The organism is Cupriavidus sp. Met-2, assembly GCF_049843575.1.
GTDB classification, from domain to species: Bacteria; Pseudomonadota; Gammaproteobacteria; order Burkholderiales; family Burkholderiaceae; genus Cupriavidus; species Cupriavidus metallidurans.
The window spans coordinates 481320-499724 of record NZ_JBBHZL010000001.1 but is presented as its reverse complement, the minus strand read 5'-3'; the positions used below and the strand labels follow the sequence as shown (position 1 = coordinate 499724).

Genomic DNA, 18405 nt, shown 5'->3' with positions numbered 1-18405 from the left:
CGTGGGATTGCTCGTGTTGCTGCCCTCGCTCCCATTTGTGGGAGCGGGGGCAGCAAACCCACCTTAACGCAAACACGCAAACGCGCAAACGCGCAAACGCTCAGGTCAGCACAAACGGCATCTGACGCTGACGCTTGCCCGTCAGCCGGAACAGCGCGTTGGCGATCGCCGGCGAGATCGCCGGAACGCCCGGCTCGCCGAGCCCGGTCGGGTTGTCGTTCGACGGCACGAAGAACACGTCCACCACCGGCGCATCAGTAATGCGGGGAGGCGGATAGTCGGGGAAGTTGCTGTTCTTCACCACGCCGTTCTCGATCTCGATCGCAAACCCGGGCTTGGTCATCGAAATGCCGAACACGCAGCCGCCCTGGACCTGGGCTTCCGCGGTCAGCGGGTTGACCACGCGGTTGGCATGCACACCCGCCGTGACGCGGTGCACCTTCGGCTGGCCCTTCTCGATCGACACGTCGACCACGTACGCCACCACCGAGCCGAACGATTCATGCACGGCCACGCCCCAGGCGTGTCCCTTGGGCAACTTCTTCTTGCCGTAGCCCGACTTGTCCACGGCAAGCTGGAGCGCCGCGCGATGGCGTGCGTGCGCCTTCTCGTCGAGCCGCGCCATGCGCCATGCCACGGGGTCCTGCTTGGCGGCAGTGGCCATTTCGTCAGCCAGCGTTTCCTTGACGAACGCCGTGTGCGTGTTGCCCACGGAGCGCCACCAGAGTACGGGCACGTCGGTCTTCGGGTGATGCACGTTCAGCTGCAGCGGCAGGCCGTAGTCGTTCTCGATGATGCCCTCGACCATGGTCGCATCGACGCCGTTCTTGACCATCATCGGCTCGAACGGCGTGCCGGTGATGATCGACTGGCCGACGATCGTATGCTGCCAGCCCACCACCTTGCCTTGCGCGTCCACGCCGACGCGTGCGCGGTGCACGTGCAGCGGACGGTAGTAGCCACCCTTGATGTCGTCCTCACGGCTCCACATCACCTTGAGCGGTTCGGTGTGGCCAGCGGCGATCCAGCTACGCATCACGTTGGCCGACTCCACCAGATAGTCGGAAGTCGGTACGGCACGGCGTCCGAAGCCGCCACCTGCCATCATCGTATTGAGCGTGACCTTGTCCGGCGTGAGCCCCAGCGTGCGCGCGATCGCGGCCTGGTCGATGGTCTGGAACTGCGAGCCCACCCACACCTTGACGGCCGTGGCCTTGTTCGCGGCGATCTCGGCCTGCATCGTGCAGTTCAACGGTTCCATCGGCGCATGGGCCAGGTACGGCACACGGTACTCGGCCTCGATCACCTTCGCGGCACCGGACAGCGCCGTGTCGATGTTGCCGCCTTCCAGCGCCCTGGCCACGGTGCCCGGCTGCGCGGCCAGCTTGCTGTACTCGTCGAACAGCGCCGCCGAACTGACCTTCGAGCCTGCGTCTTCCCAGACGATTTCCAGTGCCTCGCGCGCAGTCTTGGCCGGCCAGTAGCCGTCGGCCACCACCGCCACGCCAGTGCCACCACGATCGACGGGCACCAGGAAGACATCGGCCACGCCCTTGATCTTGCGCGCCTTGTCCGCATTGAACGACTTGACCTTGCCACCGAAGCGCGGCGGATGGGCCACCACGGCCACCTTCATATCCTTGAGCTTCACGTCCAGGCCGAACACGCCATCGCCATGCAGCTTGGAAGCGGCATCCAGGCGCGGCGTCGGCTTGCCGACGATGCGGAACTGCGCCGGGTCCTTGAGCTTGACCTGCGCCGGCACCGGCTGCGCCATGGCGGCCTGCGCCAGTTCGCCATACGTGGCGCGGTTGGCGCCCGAAGTCACCACGCCGAGCGACGTGGCGCAGCTTGCCGGGTCCACCTTCCACTGCTGGGCCGCCGCGGCGATCAGCATCGCGCGCGCCCGCGCGCCCAGCTCGCGGTACTGTTCGAACGAATGATTGACCGCCGTGGAGCCGCCGGTCATCTGGATGCCGAACATCGGGTCCTTGTAAGGATCGCCTGCCGGCGCCAGCATGGCGCGCACGTTCTTCCAGTCGACGTCGAGTTCCTCGGCCAGCGCCATCGGCAGCGCGGTATGCACGCCCTGGCCAAATTCGAGCCGGTTCACGGCGACCGTCACCGTGTTGTCCGGCGCGATCTGCAGAAAGGCCTGCGGCGAGGAAGCCGGCTTGGCCGCACCCTGCGCATGGGCCGATTCCACGACGCTACCGATGCCGAGCGCCAGCCCGCCACCGGCCATGCCGGTCAGTTTGAGGAAGCCACGGCGCGTCAGCGGCGCCACGGCATCGCCAGTTTTCACTGCTTCGCCGCTGCCGCCGGCCAGTGCTTCAATCCCACGAATTCGCATGTTGGCTCCTCAGGCGATGGCGTGCGCTGCGTCCTTGATGGCCGCGCGAATCCGTTGATAGGTGCCACAGCGGCAGACGTTGCCGGCCATGGCCTGGTCGATGTCGGCGTCAGTCGGCCGTGGCTTGCTGCGCAGCAGACCCACCGCGCTCATGACCTGGCCGTTCTGGCAGTAGCCGCATTGCGCGACGTCGTGCTTGAGCCAGGCGGCCAGCACGGCGCGGCCGACTTTGTCGTCGCCCATCGCCTCGATCGTCGTGATCTTGCTGCCGGCGGTGCCGGAAATAGGCATCACGCAGCTACGCGTGGCCGTGCCGTTGATATGGACCGTGCAGGCGCCGCACGAGGCCATGCCGCAGCCGAACTTGGTGCCGGTCATGCCGAGGTTATCGCGCAGGGCCCACAGCAGCGGCGTGGACGGATCGGCGTCCACCTCCACGGTCTTGCCGTTGATGGTGAGGGAAGTCATCGGGGGAAACTCCTTGGGTGCATTGCCCAGTCGGTTGTTCGATCTACCGCCGGGCCTGGCGACGCGGGGGCTGGCCAGGCCGGCAGACCCGAGGAGCATAGTGCAAACGGAAAAAACTTGCGCAGCGCCGCTCACATCGGGCAGCGCGCACCGAAAGCGGGATTATTTCCCGGCGAGGAACAGATACAGCGCATTGAGATCGGTATCGTTCATCTTCGCGAACGCGCCGAACGGCATCACGCGGCTCACCTCGCTGCCATCGGGCCGTTTGCCGCTGCGCATCATGGCGACGAACTGTTCTGCCTGCGGATACGTCTTCATCGCGCCGGACGGGCGCAGGTCGGCGGCGGCCGGCCAGTCGGGCGGCGCCCCGGGAATGTTGCCGCCACGCAGCGTGGCGCCGTGGCATCCCTTGCAGGAATTGGCGACGTAGGCGCCGTACTGCGCATTCAAGGCAGCCGCGATCGGTGGCGACGGCGGCAGGCTGTGGTCGATCTTCTCGGCCGCATCCTTGACCACCCCTGCGCCGTACAGGCCCTGGATGAACCACGGCAGATGGATCTCGGCCGGCTGGCCGCCCCCGGCAGGAAGGCTGCGGACGTAGGCAACGAGCGCCCCGAAGTCGTTATCGGAAAGCCGGTTGTAGTCCTCGCTCGGCATGATCAGCAGCGGACGCCCGGAAGGCGCCACGCCATGACGGATCGCCAGATCCCAGTCACGTGGCTGATACTTCTCGATGTCGGGGTTGCCTCGCGTGATGTCGGGGGCACGCACGCGCAGGCCATTGGCTTCGTCAAACACCTGTTTGCCCGCGCCGTTGGCACCGTGGCAATCCATGCATCCGCGCGATTCGTAGAGATACTTGCCGTGGTCGACCGCCCCGGTATCCGTCGGGAAGGCCACCGGCTGCACGGACACGTCGATCTTGCGCACGAGCTTGCGCCCGCCCCACCAGTACGTGCTGCCCACCGCGATCACCACGAACACGATAAATGCGACCGCCGCTGAACTGGCAATCCGGTAGAAACGTTTGACGTCCATCGGTCCCCCCCCTCTGAAGCCGCCGGGCTGATTGGAGCGGCTGCGTGCCGGATGTTCCGTGCGGGATGGTACAGACGAACCGAGATGGTGGCGAGTGGGGGGAAGTTGCTCCCCTCTTCCAATGATGGAAAAGATGGGAAAGGGGAGCGCTTCAGCGGGAAGGTCTGCTCACCCCGCCCGCTTACCCGGCCCGCTTACCCCGCCCGCTCACCCGGCCAGCCCGGCCGGCGCCCGGTCGATGAAGCCGGTCATGCCATTTAGCCGCCCATCGGCCGAAACCGTCGCGAAGTCGGTGCCGACCACCAGCGCGGCTTCGCCGGCTGGGCCCAGCTCCCAGGTGAAGCGCATGTGCTCGCCATGCGCATCCACGGGCGTGACGCGGCGGAACTGGAAGCCGGGGAAACGGGCTTGCACACCGGCGATCATCGCGTCGATGCCCGCGTGGCCCTCGCCACGCATCAGCGGGTCGACGTAGACCGCCGACTCGGTCCAGGCGCGGCCAATCAGGTCGCGGCGACGGGCTGCGTCGGTTTCGTTCCAGGCGGCGAGATAGCGGTCGGCCAGATCGGTCAGGGCGACGTTGGCGATGTTGGCGGCGATTTCGGTCATGTTGCGCTCCTTGATGTCTGCGGGTTGTGATGCGGTATGTCTGCATGATCGTCGCCCGCCCGAAGCGGCGCGATTACGCATGAGGTAATCGCCGCAATTCGCGCCCATACCAAACTTCTGCCGCGAACGCCACCCCTAACAAAGCCTCGGCAATCCCTCTTTATTGCCGCTTGGATTCCACCCGGCGGGAATAAAGTGCGCCATACGCTGGGCAGGGTCCGACCATCGCACCCACACCGGCAACGCCCGGCGCCTGCGCCCCCGGATAGCGAGAAAGATGACGCCTGAGACGGTCGCGACCCGTTCCACCCTCCCGATACCTGTGCCGGCTGCCCGCTGGGGCCTGCTGCTGGCCGCCGTGGGCTACTTCGCGCTGGCGACAGCGGGGATCTGGCTGGGCCGGCAGCCCGGCACCGGCGCCATGCTGTGGATGGGCAACGCCTTCGGGCTGGGCCTTCTGCTGCACCGCCCCCGACAGGAGGCGCCGGCACTGCTCGCGTCGATGCTGGCAGCAGACGTCGTCGCCAACCTGCTGGCCCACCACACTGCTGGCGTGGCGCTGCTGCTGGCCGGGGCGAACCTGCTCGAGATTGGCGGGATGGCCATGCTGCTGCGGCTGATGTCCAGCAGTGGCACCCTGGCACGCACCGGACCGCTGGCCACCTTCGCGCTCAAGCTCGGCGTGGCGGCCACGCTCGGGCCGGCCATCAGCGGCGTGCCCGGCGCCGCCGTGCTGGCCACCGCATACGGCACCCAGTTTCCGCGCGTGTGGTGGGCGTGGTGGAACGCCGGCGCCATCGGCATGGTGATGCTGCTGCCACTCATGGTGTCGATCTCGCGCGAGCGCGTGCAGGCCGCGCTGCGCCGCCCGATGCTGCTGCGCCTGATTGCACTGTTCGTGCTGTGCATGGCGATCGGCACGGGCGCGATCCTGGCCGGCCACGAGCCGTTCGTCGTGATGTCCCTGCCGTTGGTCATCGTGGCACTGGCCAGCAATCCGTTCGCCACGGCGCTGCTGACGCTGGTCTCGGCGCTGGCTCTGGAGAGCATCGCGCATCTGGGTGGCATGCAGTTCCTGGTCTCGCGTACCACGCCGCTTTCAGGCGCGCTGATCCTGGTCTTCCCGATCTGCATCGCGTTCATGACCGAGCAGAACCGCAATGGCCGGGCCGAGCTGCGCAGTAGCGAACGCCGCTTCCGGCAGGCGCTCGAACATTCGGCCATCGGCATGGCATTGGTCGGCCTCGATGGCAAGTGGCAACTGGTCAATCGGGCGATGGTGGATCTGCTCGGCTACAGCGCCGAGGAACTGCGCGACCTGCCGTTCCAGGTCATGACCCACCCCGAGGATCTCGCCGCCGACCTGAGCCAGCTCGACCGGCTGCTGGCGGGCGAGATCGACGCATACCGGCTCGAGAAACGTTACCGGCATAAGCAGGGCCACTACCTGTGGGCGCTGCTGGCGGTCTCCCTGGTGCGCGACGAGCACTCGGGCGAGCCCCGGCATTTCATCGCCCAGATCGAGGACATTCACACGCGCAAGCTGGCCCAGGAACAGCTCGAGGCACAGACCCGCCGCACACAGCTCGCCGTCGAGGCCGGTGGCGTAGGCATCTGGGAATGGGACTTCAACACGGCGGCCATCACGTGGGACGCACGCATGTATGCGCTGCACGGCACGGATATGGAACTCGGGCCGCCTTCGCTGGCCGAGTGGATCGCGAAGATCCATCCCGAGGATGTCAGCCGCGTCAGTTCGGAGATGCGCCAGGCCATCCGCGGCGCGCGCCGGTTCGATACCGAATACCGCATCGTTCGCCCTGCCGGCGAGACCCGGCATGTGCGCGCCATGGCCATGATCTCGCGCCACGAGGACGGCACCGCCCACTCGCTGGTCGGCACGAACTGGGACATCACTGAGCAACGCACGCTGACACGCGCGCTGTTCGAGGAAAAGGAACGGCTGCAGATCACGCTGCGCTCGATCGGCGACGCCGTGATCTGCACGGACCGCGTGATGCGCGTCACGTTCATGAACCCGATCGCCGAACAGCTTACGGGCTGGAGTCTGGATGCCGCGATGGGCCAGCCGCTCGATCAGGTGTTCCGCATCGTCGACGAGATCACCGGACTCACGATCCCGAGCCCGGTCGAGCAATGTCTGGAAACGCTGCGCCCAGCCTACCTGCAGGAAGGCGCGGTGCTGCAGAGCCTGACCGGCGAGCGGCACGACGTGCAGGACTCCGCCGCGCCGGTGCTGACCAACGATGGCGGCGTGCTTGGCGCGGTGCTCGTGTTCCAGGACATCACCTCGTCACGGGCGATGCAGCGCGAACTGGCCCACTCGGCCACCCACGACGCCCTGACCGGGCTGCCCAACCGGGCCTGGTTCGAAAAGCGCCTGCGCGAGGCGTGCGAGCAGGCGCGCTTGCATGGACACCGCACCGCGCTCTGCTTCATCGATCTGGACCGCTTCAAGATCGTCAACGACACAGCCGGCCACGGGGCCGGCGACGTGCTGCTGCGCGAGCTTGGCTACGTGATCCGCCACCATGTGCGCCCCGACGACCTGCTGGCGCGCCTGGGGGGCGACGAGTTCGCGTTGCTGCTCAAGGATTGCAGCATCGACCACGCCGAGCAGGTCTGCCAGAAGGTCATCAACGCGATCCGCGAGCGCCGCTTTCCGTGGGAAGGGCGCGTCTATGACGTGGGCGCCAGCATCGGCATTGCCGCGATCGACGCCGACGCGCCACCGGTCAGCGAACTGATGAGCCGTGCCGACGTGGCCTGCTACGCCGCCAAGGCAGCCGGCCGCAACCGCGTGTCGGTCTACCGCCGCGACGAAAGCGATGCCAGACGCCACCATCGCGAACTCGAGGTGGCGGCGGGCATTCACTCGGCGCTGGAGGCTAACCGCTTCCGCCTGTACGTGCAGGAAATCCAACCGCTGCAGCCCGAGATCGAGCACGCGCGCCACGTGGAGGTGCTGGTACGGATGGTCGACGAACAGGGCACCCTGATCATGCCCGGCGCGTTCATCCCCGCGGCAGAACGCTACGACCTGATGGGCCATGTCGACCGCTGGGTGATCCGCAACGTGCTCCACCAGTTCGGCGAACGGCTGGCGCGGGTGCCGGATCTGGTGGTGTCGATCAACCTGTCCGCCAACTCGCTCGGGGAACCCTTCCTGCTGCCATTCCTGCACAGCACGCTGGAAGATTCGATGCTGCCCGCAGCGCGCCTGGTGCTGGAGATCACCGAAACCGCGCTGATCCACAACATGACCGCCGCCAGCCGCCTGCTGAAGGAGATGCGCCACGCGGGCTGCACCGTGGCGCTGGACGACTTCGGCTCGGGGCTGTCGTCGTTCGCGTACCTGAAGCAGTTCCCGGTGGACTACCTGAAGATCGACGGCAGCTTCATCCGCAACCTGGCCGACAACGTGGTGGATCGCGAGATCGTCAGCTCGATCAACGACATCGGCCACCGGCTCGGCGTGCGCACGGTGGCCGAATGGGTCGAGGACGAAACCACGCTGCGCGTGCTGCGCGCGATTGGCGTCGACTACGCACAGGGCTACGCTATCGGTCGCCCCATGCCGATAGAGATTTTCCTGGAGATCTGCGAGAACGCGGACGCCTGACGAGCCTGCGTCTCGCCCGGGTGCCCTCCACGGCACTCTCGGCACCTCCCCTCCCCTTACGCCGTTCGGAAATCCGAACGGCGTTTTTGCTTCCGCATCCGGATTTCCGAACGGCGCGTACGCATCACTCAGAAAATCCCTTTGTATTCATCCACTTACATCTGTATCCAGATGCAACCGGGCTGGCACGGCTCGTGCGATTTAGGCGCCGCCGTAGGGCACACAAGCGCGGCCGCGCCATCCCCAAGAGGAAACACGCGGGGGCCGCCACAGTACAAAGGAGGATGTACCCACGATGACAAAACGACTGCCAACCCTGATCTTCGTCGCGATGCTGCTAGGCGTGCTCGTCGGCGCTGCCGTGCACAACATGTCGCCGGACGCCGCAACCGCGAAGTCGATCGCCGATCACCTGTCGATCCTGACCGACGTGTTCCTGCGGATGATCAAGATGATCATCGGCCCGCTGGTGTTCGCCACACTGGTTTCCGGCATTGCCAGCATGGGCGACGGCAAGACCGTCGGCCGCATCGGCCTGAAGGCGATGGCCTGGTTCATGGCCGCGTCGATCACGTCGCTGCTGCTGGGCCTGCTGATGGCCAACCTGCTGGCCCCGGGCCACGGCATGAACCTGCCGCTGCCGGCCGCCGACGCCGCGTCGAACCTGAAGACCGGCGCGCTGAACCTGCGCGACTTCATCGCCCACATGTTCCCGAAGAGCTTCGTGGAAGCGATGGCCACCAACGAAGTGCTGCAGATCGTGGTGTTCTCGCTGTTCTTCGGCTTCGCGCTGGGTACCCTCAAGGACGGCGTGGGCAAGCCCGTGCTGGCCGGTATCGATGGCCTGGGCCACATCATGCTCAAGGTCACCAACTACGTGATGGCCTTCGCGCCGCTGGGCGTGTTCGGCGCCGTCTCCGCCGTGATCTCGGCACAGGGCCTGGGCGTGCTGGTGGTCTACGCCAAGCTGCTGGGCAGCGTGTACGCAGCGCTGGCGCTGCTGTGGCTGGCACTGATCGCGGGTGGCTACTTCTTCCTGGGTCGTGACGTCTTCCGCCTGATGCGCACGCTGCGCGCGCCGCTGATGATCGGCTTCGCCACGGCCAGCAGCGAATCGGCCTACCCGAAGGTGATCGACCAGCTGACGCGCTTCGGCGTCAAGCCGCGCATCACGAACTTCGTGCTGCCGCTGGGCTACTCGTTCAACCTTGACGGCTCGATCATGTACACCTCCTTTGCCGCCCTGTTCGTGGCGCAGGTGTATGGGATCCAGCTTTCGCTGACCCAGCAGATCACCATGCTGCTGGTGCTGCTGGTCACCAGCAAGGGCATCGCCGGCGTGCCGCGCGCCTCGCTGGTGGTGGTAGCCGCCGTTCTGCCGATGTTCGGCCTGCCCGAAGCCGGCATCCTGCTCGTCCTCGGTATCGACCATATCCTCGATATGGGCCGGACCGTGACCAATGTGCTTGGCAATGCCATTGCCACGACCGTCGTCGCCAAAAGCGAAGGCGCGATCGGCGCGCCGGAACTCTCCGAGGAGGCAGACACCTCCGAGGACAGCAATACCGGCCTGACACCCGCTCAGGTCCTGGCGAGCAAGTAAGACATTGCTCCCAGGCGTGCCAGGGCCCGGTTGCCGATCAGGTAACCGGGCCTTTTTTGCTTTTTGGCGGCTGTAACGCCGGGTGTGGTAAAACGTCGCCTTGCCGATGGCTCGCATCACCCGAATGCGTGAAAGCATTCGATAAATGCCTTATACAGCACTCATTGGCGCCCGTATCACCGATTCCGCATGATTGCCCCCCTTGAATCCATCCCCGTTCCCGGCCAGTCCGAGGGCGGCGGTATGCCCTCGCCATGGCGTCGCGTCGCGCCGTTCGTCGCCCTGCTCGCGCTGGCCGCCCTGGTCACGCTGGCCGGGTGGCTCGGCTATCGCTATACGTACGACACCGCGCTGGCCCGCCAGGCCGAGCGCGGCCAGGTGCAACTGCGCCTCTACGCCCAGGCGCTGGAAAGCGAGCTGGCGCGCTACGACTACGTGCCGAGCCTGCTGTCGCTGGACGCGCGGATCGAAGGGCTGCTGCGCGAGCCGGGCGATCCCGCGCACGTGGCGCAAGCCAATGCCTATCTGGCATCGCTGAACATCCGCGCCGGCACGCGCGTGGTCTATGTGCTCGACGCCCGCGGCAAGGTGCTGGCAACGAGCAACTACCAGCGCCCCGACAGCTACCTGGGCGAAGACCTGAGCTTCCGCCCCTATTTCCGCACGGCCATCGACGGCCAGCTCGGGCGCTTCTACGGCGTGGGCACCACGCGCAGCGAATCCGGCTACTACCTGTCCGCGCCGCTCGGCGACCGTGACCGGCCTCAGGGCGTGGCCGTGGTCAAGATCGGCCTCGAACCGCTGGAGAACCGCTGGCAGGGCAACGACAGCCAGATGCTGCTGGCCGACGAGAATGGCGTCGTGATCCTGGCCTCCGATCCATCATGGAAGCTGGCCGCCTTGCGGCCGCTCTCCGCCGACCAACGCGCGAAGCTGGACCGCAGCCTGCAGTACAACCGCGCGCCGTTGCCGCAACTGGAACTGTCCAAGGTCCGCGCGCTCGGCACCGGCCCGGCCGAGGGCGGCGACGCCCTGATGCGTCTGCGCCAGGGCCCGCCAATGCTGGCCCAGCATCTGGCGCTGGCCGGCACGGACTGGAATCTCACTCTGCTCACCAACACCTCGCAGGCACGCGTGGCAGCGCTCAACAGCGCCGCGCTGGCCGGCGTGCTGTCGGCCTTCGTGCTGCTGCTGGCCGCCGCCTGGAACGTGCGGCGGCGCATCAACAGCGAACGGCTGGCCGCGCGCGCCGCGCTGGAAGCAGCCAACAGCGAACTCGAGCGCAAGGTGGCCGAGCGCACCGCCGACCTGTCCGCCACCAACCAGCAGCTTCATGCCGAAGTGGCCGAACGGATCCGCACCGAGACAGTGTTGCGCCAGGCCCAGGACGGCCTGATGCAGGCCGGCAAGCTCGCCGCCGTAGGCCAGATGTCGGCCGGCATCGCACACGAACTGAACCAGCCCCTGACCGCGCTGCGCACGCTGTCCGGCAACACGGGCAAGTTCCTGGAACGCGGCGACTACGCGACGGTGCAGCACAACCTGGACAAGATCGTCGGACTGGTGGAGCGGATGGGTCGCATCACGGGCGCGCTCAAGTCGTTTGCCCGCAATCCATCGGCCAGCCAGCGCAGTGTGGCGTATCTGGGCGACGCCGTTGAAAATGCGCTGTTCCTGCTGGAAACGCGTGTGGCGGCCGTGGCGCCGCGCATCGAGCGCCAGATCGACGCGCGCCTGGCCGTGGCCTGCGATCCGAACCGCCTCGAACAGGTGCTGGTCAACCTGATCGGCAATGCGCTCGACGCGCTGCGCGACCGCCCCGATCCCCTGCTGTCGTTGCACGCCTACGAAACCGGCGAAAACGGCGGCATGGTGCATCTGACGGTGCGGGACAACGGCCCCGGCCTCTCCGAAGCCGCGTTCGCGAAGCTGTTCGAACCGTTCTTCACCACCAAACCCGCGGGCGAAGGGCTCGGCCTTGGGCTCACCCTGTCGGCCGGCATCCTCAACGAGAACGGCGGCACCCTGACCGCGATCAATCACCCCGATGGCGGCGCCTGCTTCACGCTGGCGCTGCCGCAGGCGCGCGAGACACTTCGCCATGTCGGCTAACCCGATCGAAGCGCCCCTGGACGCCGAGGCAACAAGCCCCGTGCTGACCGTGCTCATCGTCGAGGACGACGCCGACGTGCGGCTCGGCTGCGAACAGGCGCTGCGCCTCGAAGGCATTGCCACACGCGCGGTCGGCAGCGCCGAAGCTGCGCTGCGTGAGGTCGATGCGGGCTACGCGGGCATCGTCGTCAGCGATATCAATCTGCCGGGATCGGACGGCATGGCGCTGCTGCGCGAACTCGCGTCGCGCGATGCTGCACTGCCCGTCATCATGATCACCGGCCACGGCGATATCACGCTGGCCGTGCAAGCCATGAAACAGGGCGCCTACGATTTCATCGAGAAGCCGTTCTCGCCAGAACGGCTCGTGGCCACCTGCCGGCGCGCGCTGGAGAAGCGTCGCCTGGCGCTCGAGGTGGCAGACCTGCGAGCCCGGCTGGCGGGGCAGGAATCGCTCTCCGCGCGCCTGATCGGTCATTCGCCCGCCATCGAGCGCCTGCGCCAGATGATCACCGGCCTCGGCAACACGACCGCGAGCGTGCTGATTCATGGCGAGACCGGCACCGGCAAGGAACTTGTGGCACGCTGCCTGCACGAAGCCAGCGCGCGCCGGGCGCGGCATTTCGTGCCGATCAATTGCGGCGGGCTGCCCGAGCAACTGTTCGAATCCGAGATCTTCGGCCATGAGGCCGGCGCGTTCACGGGTGCGGCCAAACGCCGCATCGGCAAGATCGAACACGCTGAAGGCGGCACACTGTTTCTCGACGAAATCGAGAGCATGCCGATGCAGATGCAGATCAAGCTGCTACGCGTGTTGCAGGAGCGCGTGGTGGAGCGGCTGGGCTCGAATCAGGCGGTGCAGGTCAACGCGCGCGTGGTGGCGGCCACCAAGGCCGATCTGCGCGCGGCGGCCGATGTGGGCCAGTTCCGCGCCGATCTCTATTACCGTCTCAATGTCGTCACGCTGGAGCTTCCGCCGTTGCGAGAGCGCCGGGAGGACATCCCGCTGCTGTTCGAGCACTTCGTCGCGCAGGCCGCGCTGCGATTCGAACGCGAGGCGATTCCGCCCACGCCAGCCGAGATGGCCGGATTGATGGCCTACCCGTGGCCCGGCAACGTGCGCGAGTTGCGCAACCTCGCCGAGCGCCATGTACTGGGGCTGGGATGCCGGCCAGGCGAAGGCGGACACGATATGGCGCCACCTGCGGCCTTGCCGCTGGCGCAGGCGGTAGAACAGTTCGAACGTGCACTGATAGCAGACGCACTGCGCCGCCATGATGGCAATCTGACACGCGCCGGCGAGTCGCTCGGTATTGCCAAGACCACTCTTTTCGACAAGGTCCGCAAGTACGGACTTTCGTCATGAGAATGTGGCAATTTACAAAATGTCGTTTTGATGGGAACTGGCGACCACGCGGGGAGTCTCTGCAATCGTCATGTGAAGAACGTCTGATACATATCGCAACATGATCATTGCACTCACCTGTCCACGCGATCCGCGCAGCGTACGTTAAACGACAAAAGTGTGACCCCAGTCATGACTCTGGCTGTGACGTGTGCGTATCAAGGGGCCATACTAGTGACGTTTTTGCAGAGATGCGATTTGAGGGTGTAGTCAGGTACCAGGCAGCGCAAGACTGCAGGCACCGAAAACGTGCACGGCATCCTGTTGCCGTGGCATGTCAGGTAGCAAATGCAAAAGCAACAAAGACCAGCCGGGGAGCGGGTCGCACGCATCAGGGTCAGTAAAAATTCGACAGCCCGGTATTAAACCGGCGTGGCGTGTCCGAAGGCGCCACGGCGTGCGCGTTGCGCGCCGAGCTGCTGATCGATACTACGGGTGATTGGATGAAACTGGATCCAGAACTGGCTGAAAAGCCATACTACAGCACGCGCACCGCAGCAAAACTCCTGAACGTCTCGTTGGGCACCGTCCAGAAGATGGTCGAACGGGGTGAGCTTGGCGCCTGGAAAACCAACGGCGGCCACCGCCGTATCCACAAGGAAACGGTGCACCGGTTGCTCGCCAGCCGGTCCGCGCCCGACGCGGCGATGGAGCACGACCTCGATCTGCTGGTCTTCCATCCGAACCATGTGGAAGCACAGCGCATCAGCGCGCAGCTTGGCAAATGGTCGTTGCCGCTCAAAAGCCAGGTGCTCGAGGACGTGGTGGACACGGTGATCACGTCGGTCGATTCACGTCCGCGCGTGGTGCTTTACTACGTTGAAGAACTCAATGACGCGCAATCGGCAACGATCGAGAAGCTGCAGAATTTCTTCTCGCGCCAGCACGTGGTCTTCGCGGTAATCACGAACCGCCAGGCCTACGACGGCGTGGCTGACGCGCTCCAGCAATGGGGCATCATGGTGTTCCTCAAGACACCTTCGCTGGAAGAGATCAAGGGATTTCTGCGCGCCCAGCTGATGATGGGACGCGTGGGCGCCTGACCCGCCTGATTCCCGATACGACAACGGCCCCGACGCAAGTCCGGGCCGTTGTGCCATTGGGCGCACCAATTGTCACGGCATGCGCCTGGCGTTGACGATGCCTCAGGCCAGGGCGACTGCCTTCCCGGGAACATCGCTCATCGCACCGGGCATGGCGATATCCGGCTTCATCATCCATCCATAGAGATCACGCGGATCTGGCGGCAAGGCCACGAGCTCGATGAACTGGCCCGCGTGATGCGCGATGGCCGCCGCATGGAGCCAACGCAACGCCGAGTAGTCTTCCAGCGCGAAACCAACGGAATCGAAGATCGTCACGTCATCCGCACTGACACGCCCCGGCACCGCGCCCGACAACACTTGCCACAGCTCACTGACCGGCGCCTCCGGCCACTGCTGGATTTCGCCTTCGATACGCGACTGCGGCGCGTACTCCACCATGATCCGCGCGCGATGCAGGATGTCGACGTGCAGCTCGGTTTTGCCCGGGCAATCACCACCCACGGCATTGAGATGCATCCCCGGCCGGATCATGTCCGGTGTCAGAATCGTAGCGCGGGTCTTGTCCGCCGTTACCGTGGTGACGATATCGGCACCGTCGAGCGCCTCTCGCACCGAACGTGTCGGCACGATGTTCAGCCCCGGCACTGCCGCGAAGTTGCGCATCAGCCGTGCGGTGGCATGCGCGTCGATGTCAAAGGCGCGCACTGTTTCGATACCGAGACCGGCATGGAAGGCCAGCGACTGGAATTCGGCCTGGGCGCCATTGCCGATCAACGCCATGGTCCGCGCGCCGGGCCGCGCCATGGCACGCGCAGCCAGCACCGACGTCGCCGCGGTGCGCAAGGCCGTGGCCAGCGTGAGATCGGCCAGCAGCAACGGAAATCCGGTCTCCACTTCGGCCAGCATGCCGCACGCCATCACCGTTGGCAGCGCGTGTCGCGCGTTGCGCGGATGTCCGTTGACGTACTTGAACGCGAACTGGACACCATCGCTGACAGGCATCAGTTCTATCACGCCCACCGGTGAATGGCTGGCCAGCCGTGCCGACTTCTCGAACGCATCCCAGCGCAGGAAATCCTGTCGCACACAGTCCGCCATCTGCATGATGGCCACCGGAACACCGATGCGCCGCACCAGCGTCGCAACGTCACCCGCATCCAGGAATCGCGTCATCCCGGTTTCTTTCAGTGCGTGCTTCATGCTCGGCTCCTTTCATGCCGCGGCCGCACGCCGCACGGACGTGCTGACGCGGTCCAGACGCAACGTCATGCAATACGCGCCACCGCCCGACATCATGTACGGCGACAGATCCACCTCGAGCACCCGATAGCCGCGACTGCCCAGTTCGGTACGCAGATGCGGCGTGGTGTGCGTCATCACGACGGTGTCGCCGCGATTGACCGCGTTCACGCTGAAGTGCCGCAGGTCGTCCTCGGTGGCCTCGATGCGCTGCGCGGCCGGAACGCGCGCGCGAATCTCTCGCAGCGCGGCAGGACTGAAGGCGGGTGGGTAGTACAGGACTTCGCCGCCGGCCAGGGGGCAGAAGCAGACGTCGAGGTGATAGCTCTGTTCGGTGGCAAGCTCTAGCGCCACGACTTCCTGACCGAAGTGGCGCGCCATCGCATCGGCGGCTTCACGGGAGGAACGTGGTCCGAAGCCGGCCCAGAAGTGGCCGCGCGACGCATCCCAGATGCAGTCGCCCGCGCCTTCCTGATAGCAACCCTCCGGCAGCGTCTCGACGCTATCGAGCAGGCCGCGCGCGCGCAGGTCTTCGAATATCGCAGCGAACGGCGCTTCCTCGCCACGCCGCTGCGGATAGCGAAAACGCGCCAGCACGGCCTTGCCATCGAGCACGACAGCCGCGTTGGCCGGGAACACCATGTCAGGTTGACCCGGCGCGCCTTCCATGACTTCAACCTGAAATCCGGCCGTGCCGAGCGCTTCCCGCAGGGCGTCGAACGACGCCATCGCGCGCCGATGCATGCCACGCGGGTCGCGAGCCCACGCCCCGGGGTCCATCCAGGGATTGATGCTGTAGGAAACGTCGTAGAAGGTGGGGGCTACCAGGAGGATGGTTGGGCGGTCTGTCACGGTGGAGGCTCCTTGATTTCACTCTCGTGTTCGGTGAGTGAATTCTGGTGCCCTCGCACGTCAAAAAACAGCTAACAAACTGACCAAATTGCTATCCTTCGTATCCGATATGTCAAGCATCCATGCACAAAATGCCAGCAGGACAGCCGGATCCTGCTACACGGTGCGGCCAAGCGCCTTTATCGCCATCCCGCGCAACCGCTCACGCTGGGTTTCCTCGTGCAGCACGTGGCTGCTGGGCGCCATCAGGTCGCGCAGCGAGACAATGCCCACCAGCCGCATCGTGATCTCGTCCTCGACCACTGGCAGCCTGGCCACGCTGAGTTCGGCCATGCGTCCGGCAGCGGCGCGACCGGTCTGTGCGGGCAACAGCACGGCCGGACCGGCGTTCGGATTTGCGCCATCGGCAAGCAGATCGCCACAGGTCAGTCCGGCATCGTCGCCGGCATGTGCCGCGACAATTGCCGCGCGCTGGAGCATACCGATCACCCTGCCGTCCCGGAGCACCGGATAGGCGCGATGCGCAGCATGGTCGCCGAAGTATCGCGGCAGCGCCTCGGTGACCGGCAGGCTGGCGTCGATCCACACCACGTCCCGCGTCATCAGTTCGCCCACATGCGCGCGCTCCAGCGGATCGACGCCGTACTCGCGATAGATGTGCAGCCCGCGGCGCGCGATCTTCTCGGTCATGATCGAGCGCTTCATCGTCAGCACCGAGAAACCGTAGGCCACGGCCGTCGTCAGCAGCAGCGGCAACAGTGCCTCGCTATCGTGCGTCAGGCCGAAGGCGAACACGATGGCCGTCAGCGGCGCGCCGAGTACACTGCCAAGCACACCGGCCATGCAGACCAGCGCCCACAGGCCCGGCGATCCGCCCGGCAGCATCGGGGCCAGCACCACGCCAAGCCCCGCGCCAAGCATCAGCAACGGGGCCAGTACCCCGCCCGAAGTGCCCGAGCCGAGCGCCGCGATCCAGATCACCGCCTTCACGGCCAGCAGCGCCACCGCCGCTTCCACGAGCAGCCGGTTGTTGAGCAGGTCGCCGATTACGTCGTAGCCCACGCCGAGCGCGCGCGGCTCGAAATAGCCGCCGATCCCGACCACCAGGCCACCGATGGCCGGCCACCACATCCAGTGCAGGCGCAGATGGTCGAATGCATCCTCGGTGCGATACAGCGCGAGCGTGAGCCCCGCGCCAAGCGCGCCGCACAGCAGCCCTGCCAGCACGCACGAACCGAGCGCCAGTGTGCTGGCCGGCGCGGTCTGCAGCGGAAACAGCGGACCCGCTTCGAACACGAACGGCCGCAGGAACCCGGCCACGGCGCAGGCCAGCGCCACGGGCAGCAGGCTGCGCGGGCGCAGTTCGAACAGCAGCAGTTCGATGGCCAGCAGGACGGCCGCCACAGGCGTGCCGAAGATCGCGGTCATACCTGCGCAGGCGCCAGATACGAGCAGCGTCTTGCGCTCGGCCGCCGTCAGATGCAGGTACTGCGCCAGCAGCGAGGCGATCGAGCCGCCGGTCATGATGATCGGCCCTTCCGCCCCGAACGGGCCACCGCTGCCGATCACGATGCCCGACGACAGCGGCTTGAGCACCGCCACCTTCGGCGACATCTTGCTCTTGCCGAACAGCACCGCCTCGATCGCCTCTGGAATGCCGTGGCCGCGGATCTTGTCGCTGCCATAGCGTGCCATCAGGCCGACGATCAACCCGCCGATCGCAGGCACCACGATCACCCAGGGGCCCAGCGTGTGTCCAGCCGGCGAGCGATCGGCAAACGACAGCGTCTGGAAGAAGAACAGGTTGGTGAAGAAGTGGATCAGGTTGACCAGCACATAGGCGGCGCCGGTGCTGATGGCACCGATGCCTAGCGCGATGGCAGCCAGCATGGGCAGGCGGCCATTGACGGCGTAGTCGCGTTTTTCAACGGTGTGAACTTCCGTATGCATGAGCGGGGGCGGCTTCTTTTCCGGCAGGATTGCCGGTCGGCGGAATATATCACGCCATGATATATTGGCGGGCCTCGCTCCTGT

General features: G+C 66.0%; 12 protein-coding genes. 5 read left to right on the top strand and 7 right to left on the bottom strand.

The window, feature by feature from the left end; all coding sequences use genetic code 11:
• Positions 1–100 precede the first annotated feature (100 nt).
• The 4 genes from WD006_RS02345 to WD006_RS02330 form a co-directional block, all read right to left on the bottom strand.
• Positions 101–2353, bottom strand: a complete 2253-nt coding sequence (locus tag WD006_RS02345; protein ID WP_008643559.1) for a xanthine dehydrogenase family protein molybdopterin-binding subunit — start codon at positions 2351–2353, stop codon at positions 101–103.
• Between the two features lie 9 nt (positions 2354–2362).
• Entirely contained in the window at positions 2363–2821 is a 459-nt protein-coding gene (locus WD006_RS02340) for a (2Fe-2S)-binding protein (protein ID WP_008643561.1), read from the bottom strand.
• Positions 2822–2983: 162 nt separating this feature from the next.
• The gene (locus WD006_RS02335; protein ID WP_008643562.1) at positions 2984–3862 is read right to left on the bottom strand and encodes a c-type cytochrome; all 879 of its coding nucleotides are present in this window, start codon (positions 3860–3862) and stop codon (positions 2984–2986) included.
• A gap of 207 nt (positions 3863–4069) precedes the next feature.
• Positions 4070–4471 carry a nuclear transport factor 2 family protein gene (locus WD006_RS02330; RefSeq protein WP_035881446.1) on the bottom strand — a complete coding sequence of 134 codons (402 nt, stop codon included), beginning with the start codon at positions 4469–4471 and terminating at the stop codon, positions 4070–4072.
• A gap of 277 nt (positions 4472–4748) precedes the next feature.
• On the opposite strand from WD006_RS02330, the gene WD006_RS02325 reads away from it, so the two are divergent.
• From WD006_RS02325 to WD006_RS02305, 5 genes are all read left to right on the top strand, one after another.
• Positions 4749–8114, top strand: coding sequence for a diguanylate cyclase (locus WD006_RS02325; RefSeq protein ID WP_286879651.1), 3366 nt, complete (start codon positions 4749–4751; stop codon positions 8112–8114).
• A gap of 295 nt (positions 8115–8409) precedes the next feature.
• Entirely contained in the window at positions 8410–9717 is a 1308-nt protein-coding gene (locus WD006_RS02320; RefSeq protein ID WP_375198925.1) for a dicarboxylate/amino acid:cation symporter, read from the top strand.
• A gap of 243 nt (positions 9718–9960) precedes the next feature.
• Positions 9961–11829, top strand: coding sequence for a sensor histidine kinase (locus WD006_RS02315; RefSeq protein WP_035833007.1), 1869 nt, complete (start codon positions 9961–9963; stop codon positions 11827–11829).
• On the top strand, positions 11819–13195 hold the full coding sequence (locus tag WD006_RS02310) for a sigma-54-dependent transcriptional regulator (protein WP_011515448.1): 1377 nt from the start codon (positions 11819–11821) through the stop codon (positions 13193–13195). Before WD006_RS02315 ends, WD006_RS02310 begins: the two co-directional genes overlap by 11 nt.
• Before the next feature lie 482 nt (positions 13196–13677).
• Positions 13678–14277 carry a helix-turn-helix domain-containing protein gene (locus tag WD006_RS02305; RefSeq protein ID WP_011515447.1) on the top strand — a complete coding sequence of 200 codons (600 nt, stop codon included), beginning with the start codon at positions 13678–13680 and terminating at the stop codon, positions 14275–14277.
• A gap of 102 nt (positions 14278–14379) precedes the next feature.
• Here WD006_RS02305 and WD006_RS02300 read toward each other — a convergent pair whose 3' ends face one another.
• From WD006_RS02300 to WD006_RS02290, 3 genes are all read right to left on the bottom strand, one after another.
• The gene (locus WD006_RS02300) at positions 14380–15453 is read right to left on the bottom strand and encodes an ornithine cyclodeaminase (protein ID WP_234710856.1); all 1074 of its coding nucleotides are present in this window, start codon (positions 15451–15453) and stop codon (positions 14380–14382) included.
• Positions 15454–15492: 39 nt separating this feature from the next.
• Positions 15493–16371 carry a dimethylarginine dimethylaminohydrolase family protein gene (locus tag WD006_RS02295; protein WP_011515445.1) on the bottom strand — a complete coding sequence of 293 codons (879 nt, stop codon included), beginning with the start codon at positions 16369–16371 and terminating at the stop codon, positions 15493–15495.
• A 156-nt stretch (positions 16372–16527) separates the two neighbouring features.
• Positions 16528–18321, bottom strand: coding sequence for a chloride channel protein (locus WD006_RS02290; protein ID WP_029308389.1), 1794 nt, complete (start codon positions 18319–18321; stop codon positions 16528–16530).
• Positions 18322–18405 lie beyond the last annotated feature (84 nt).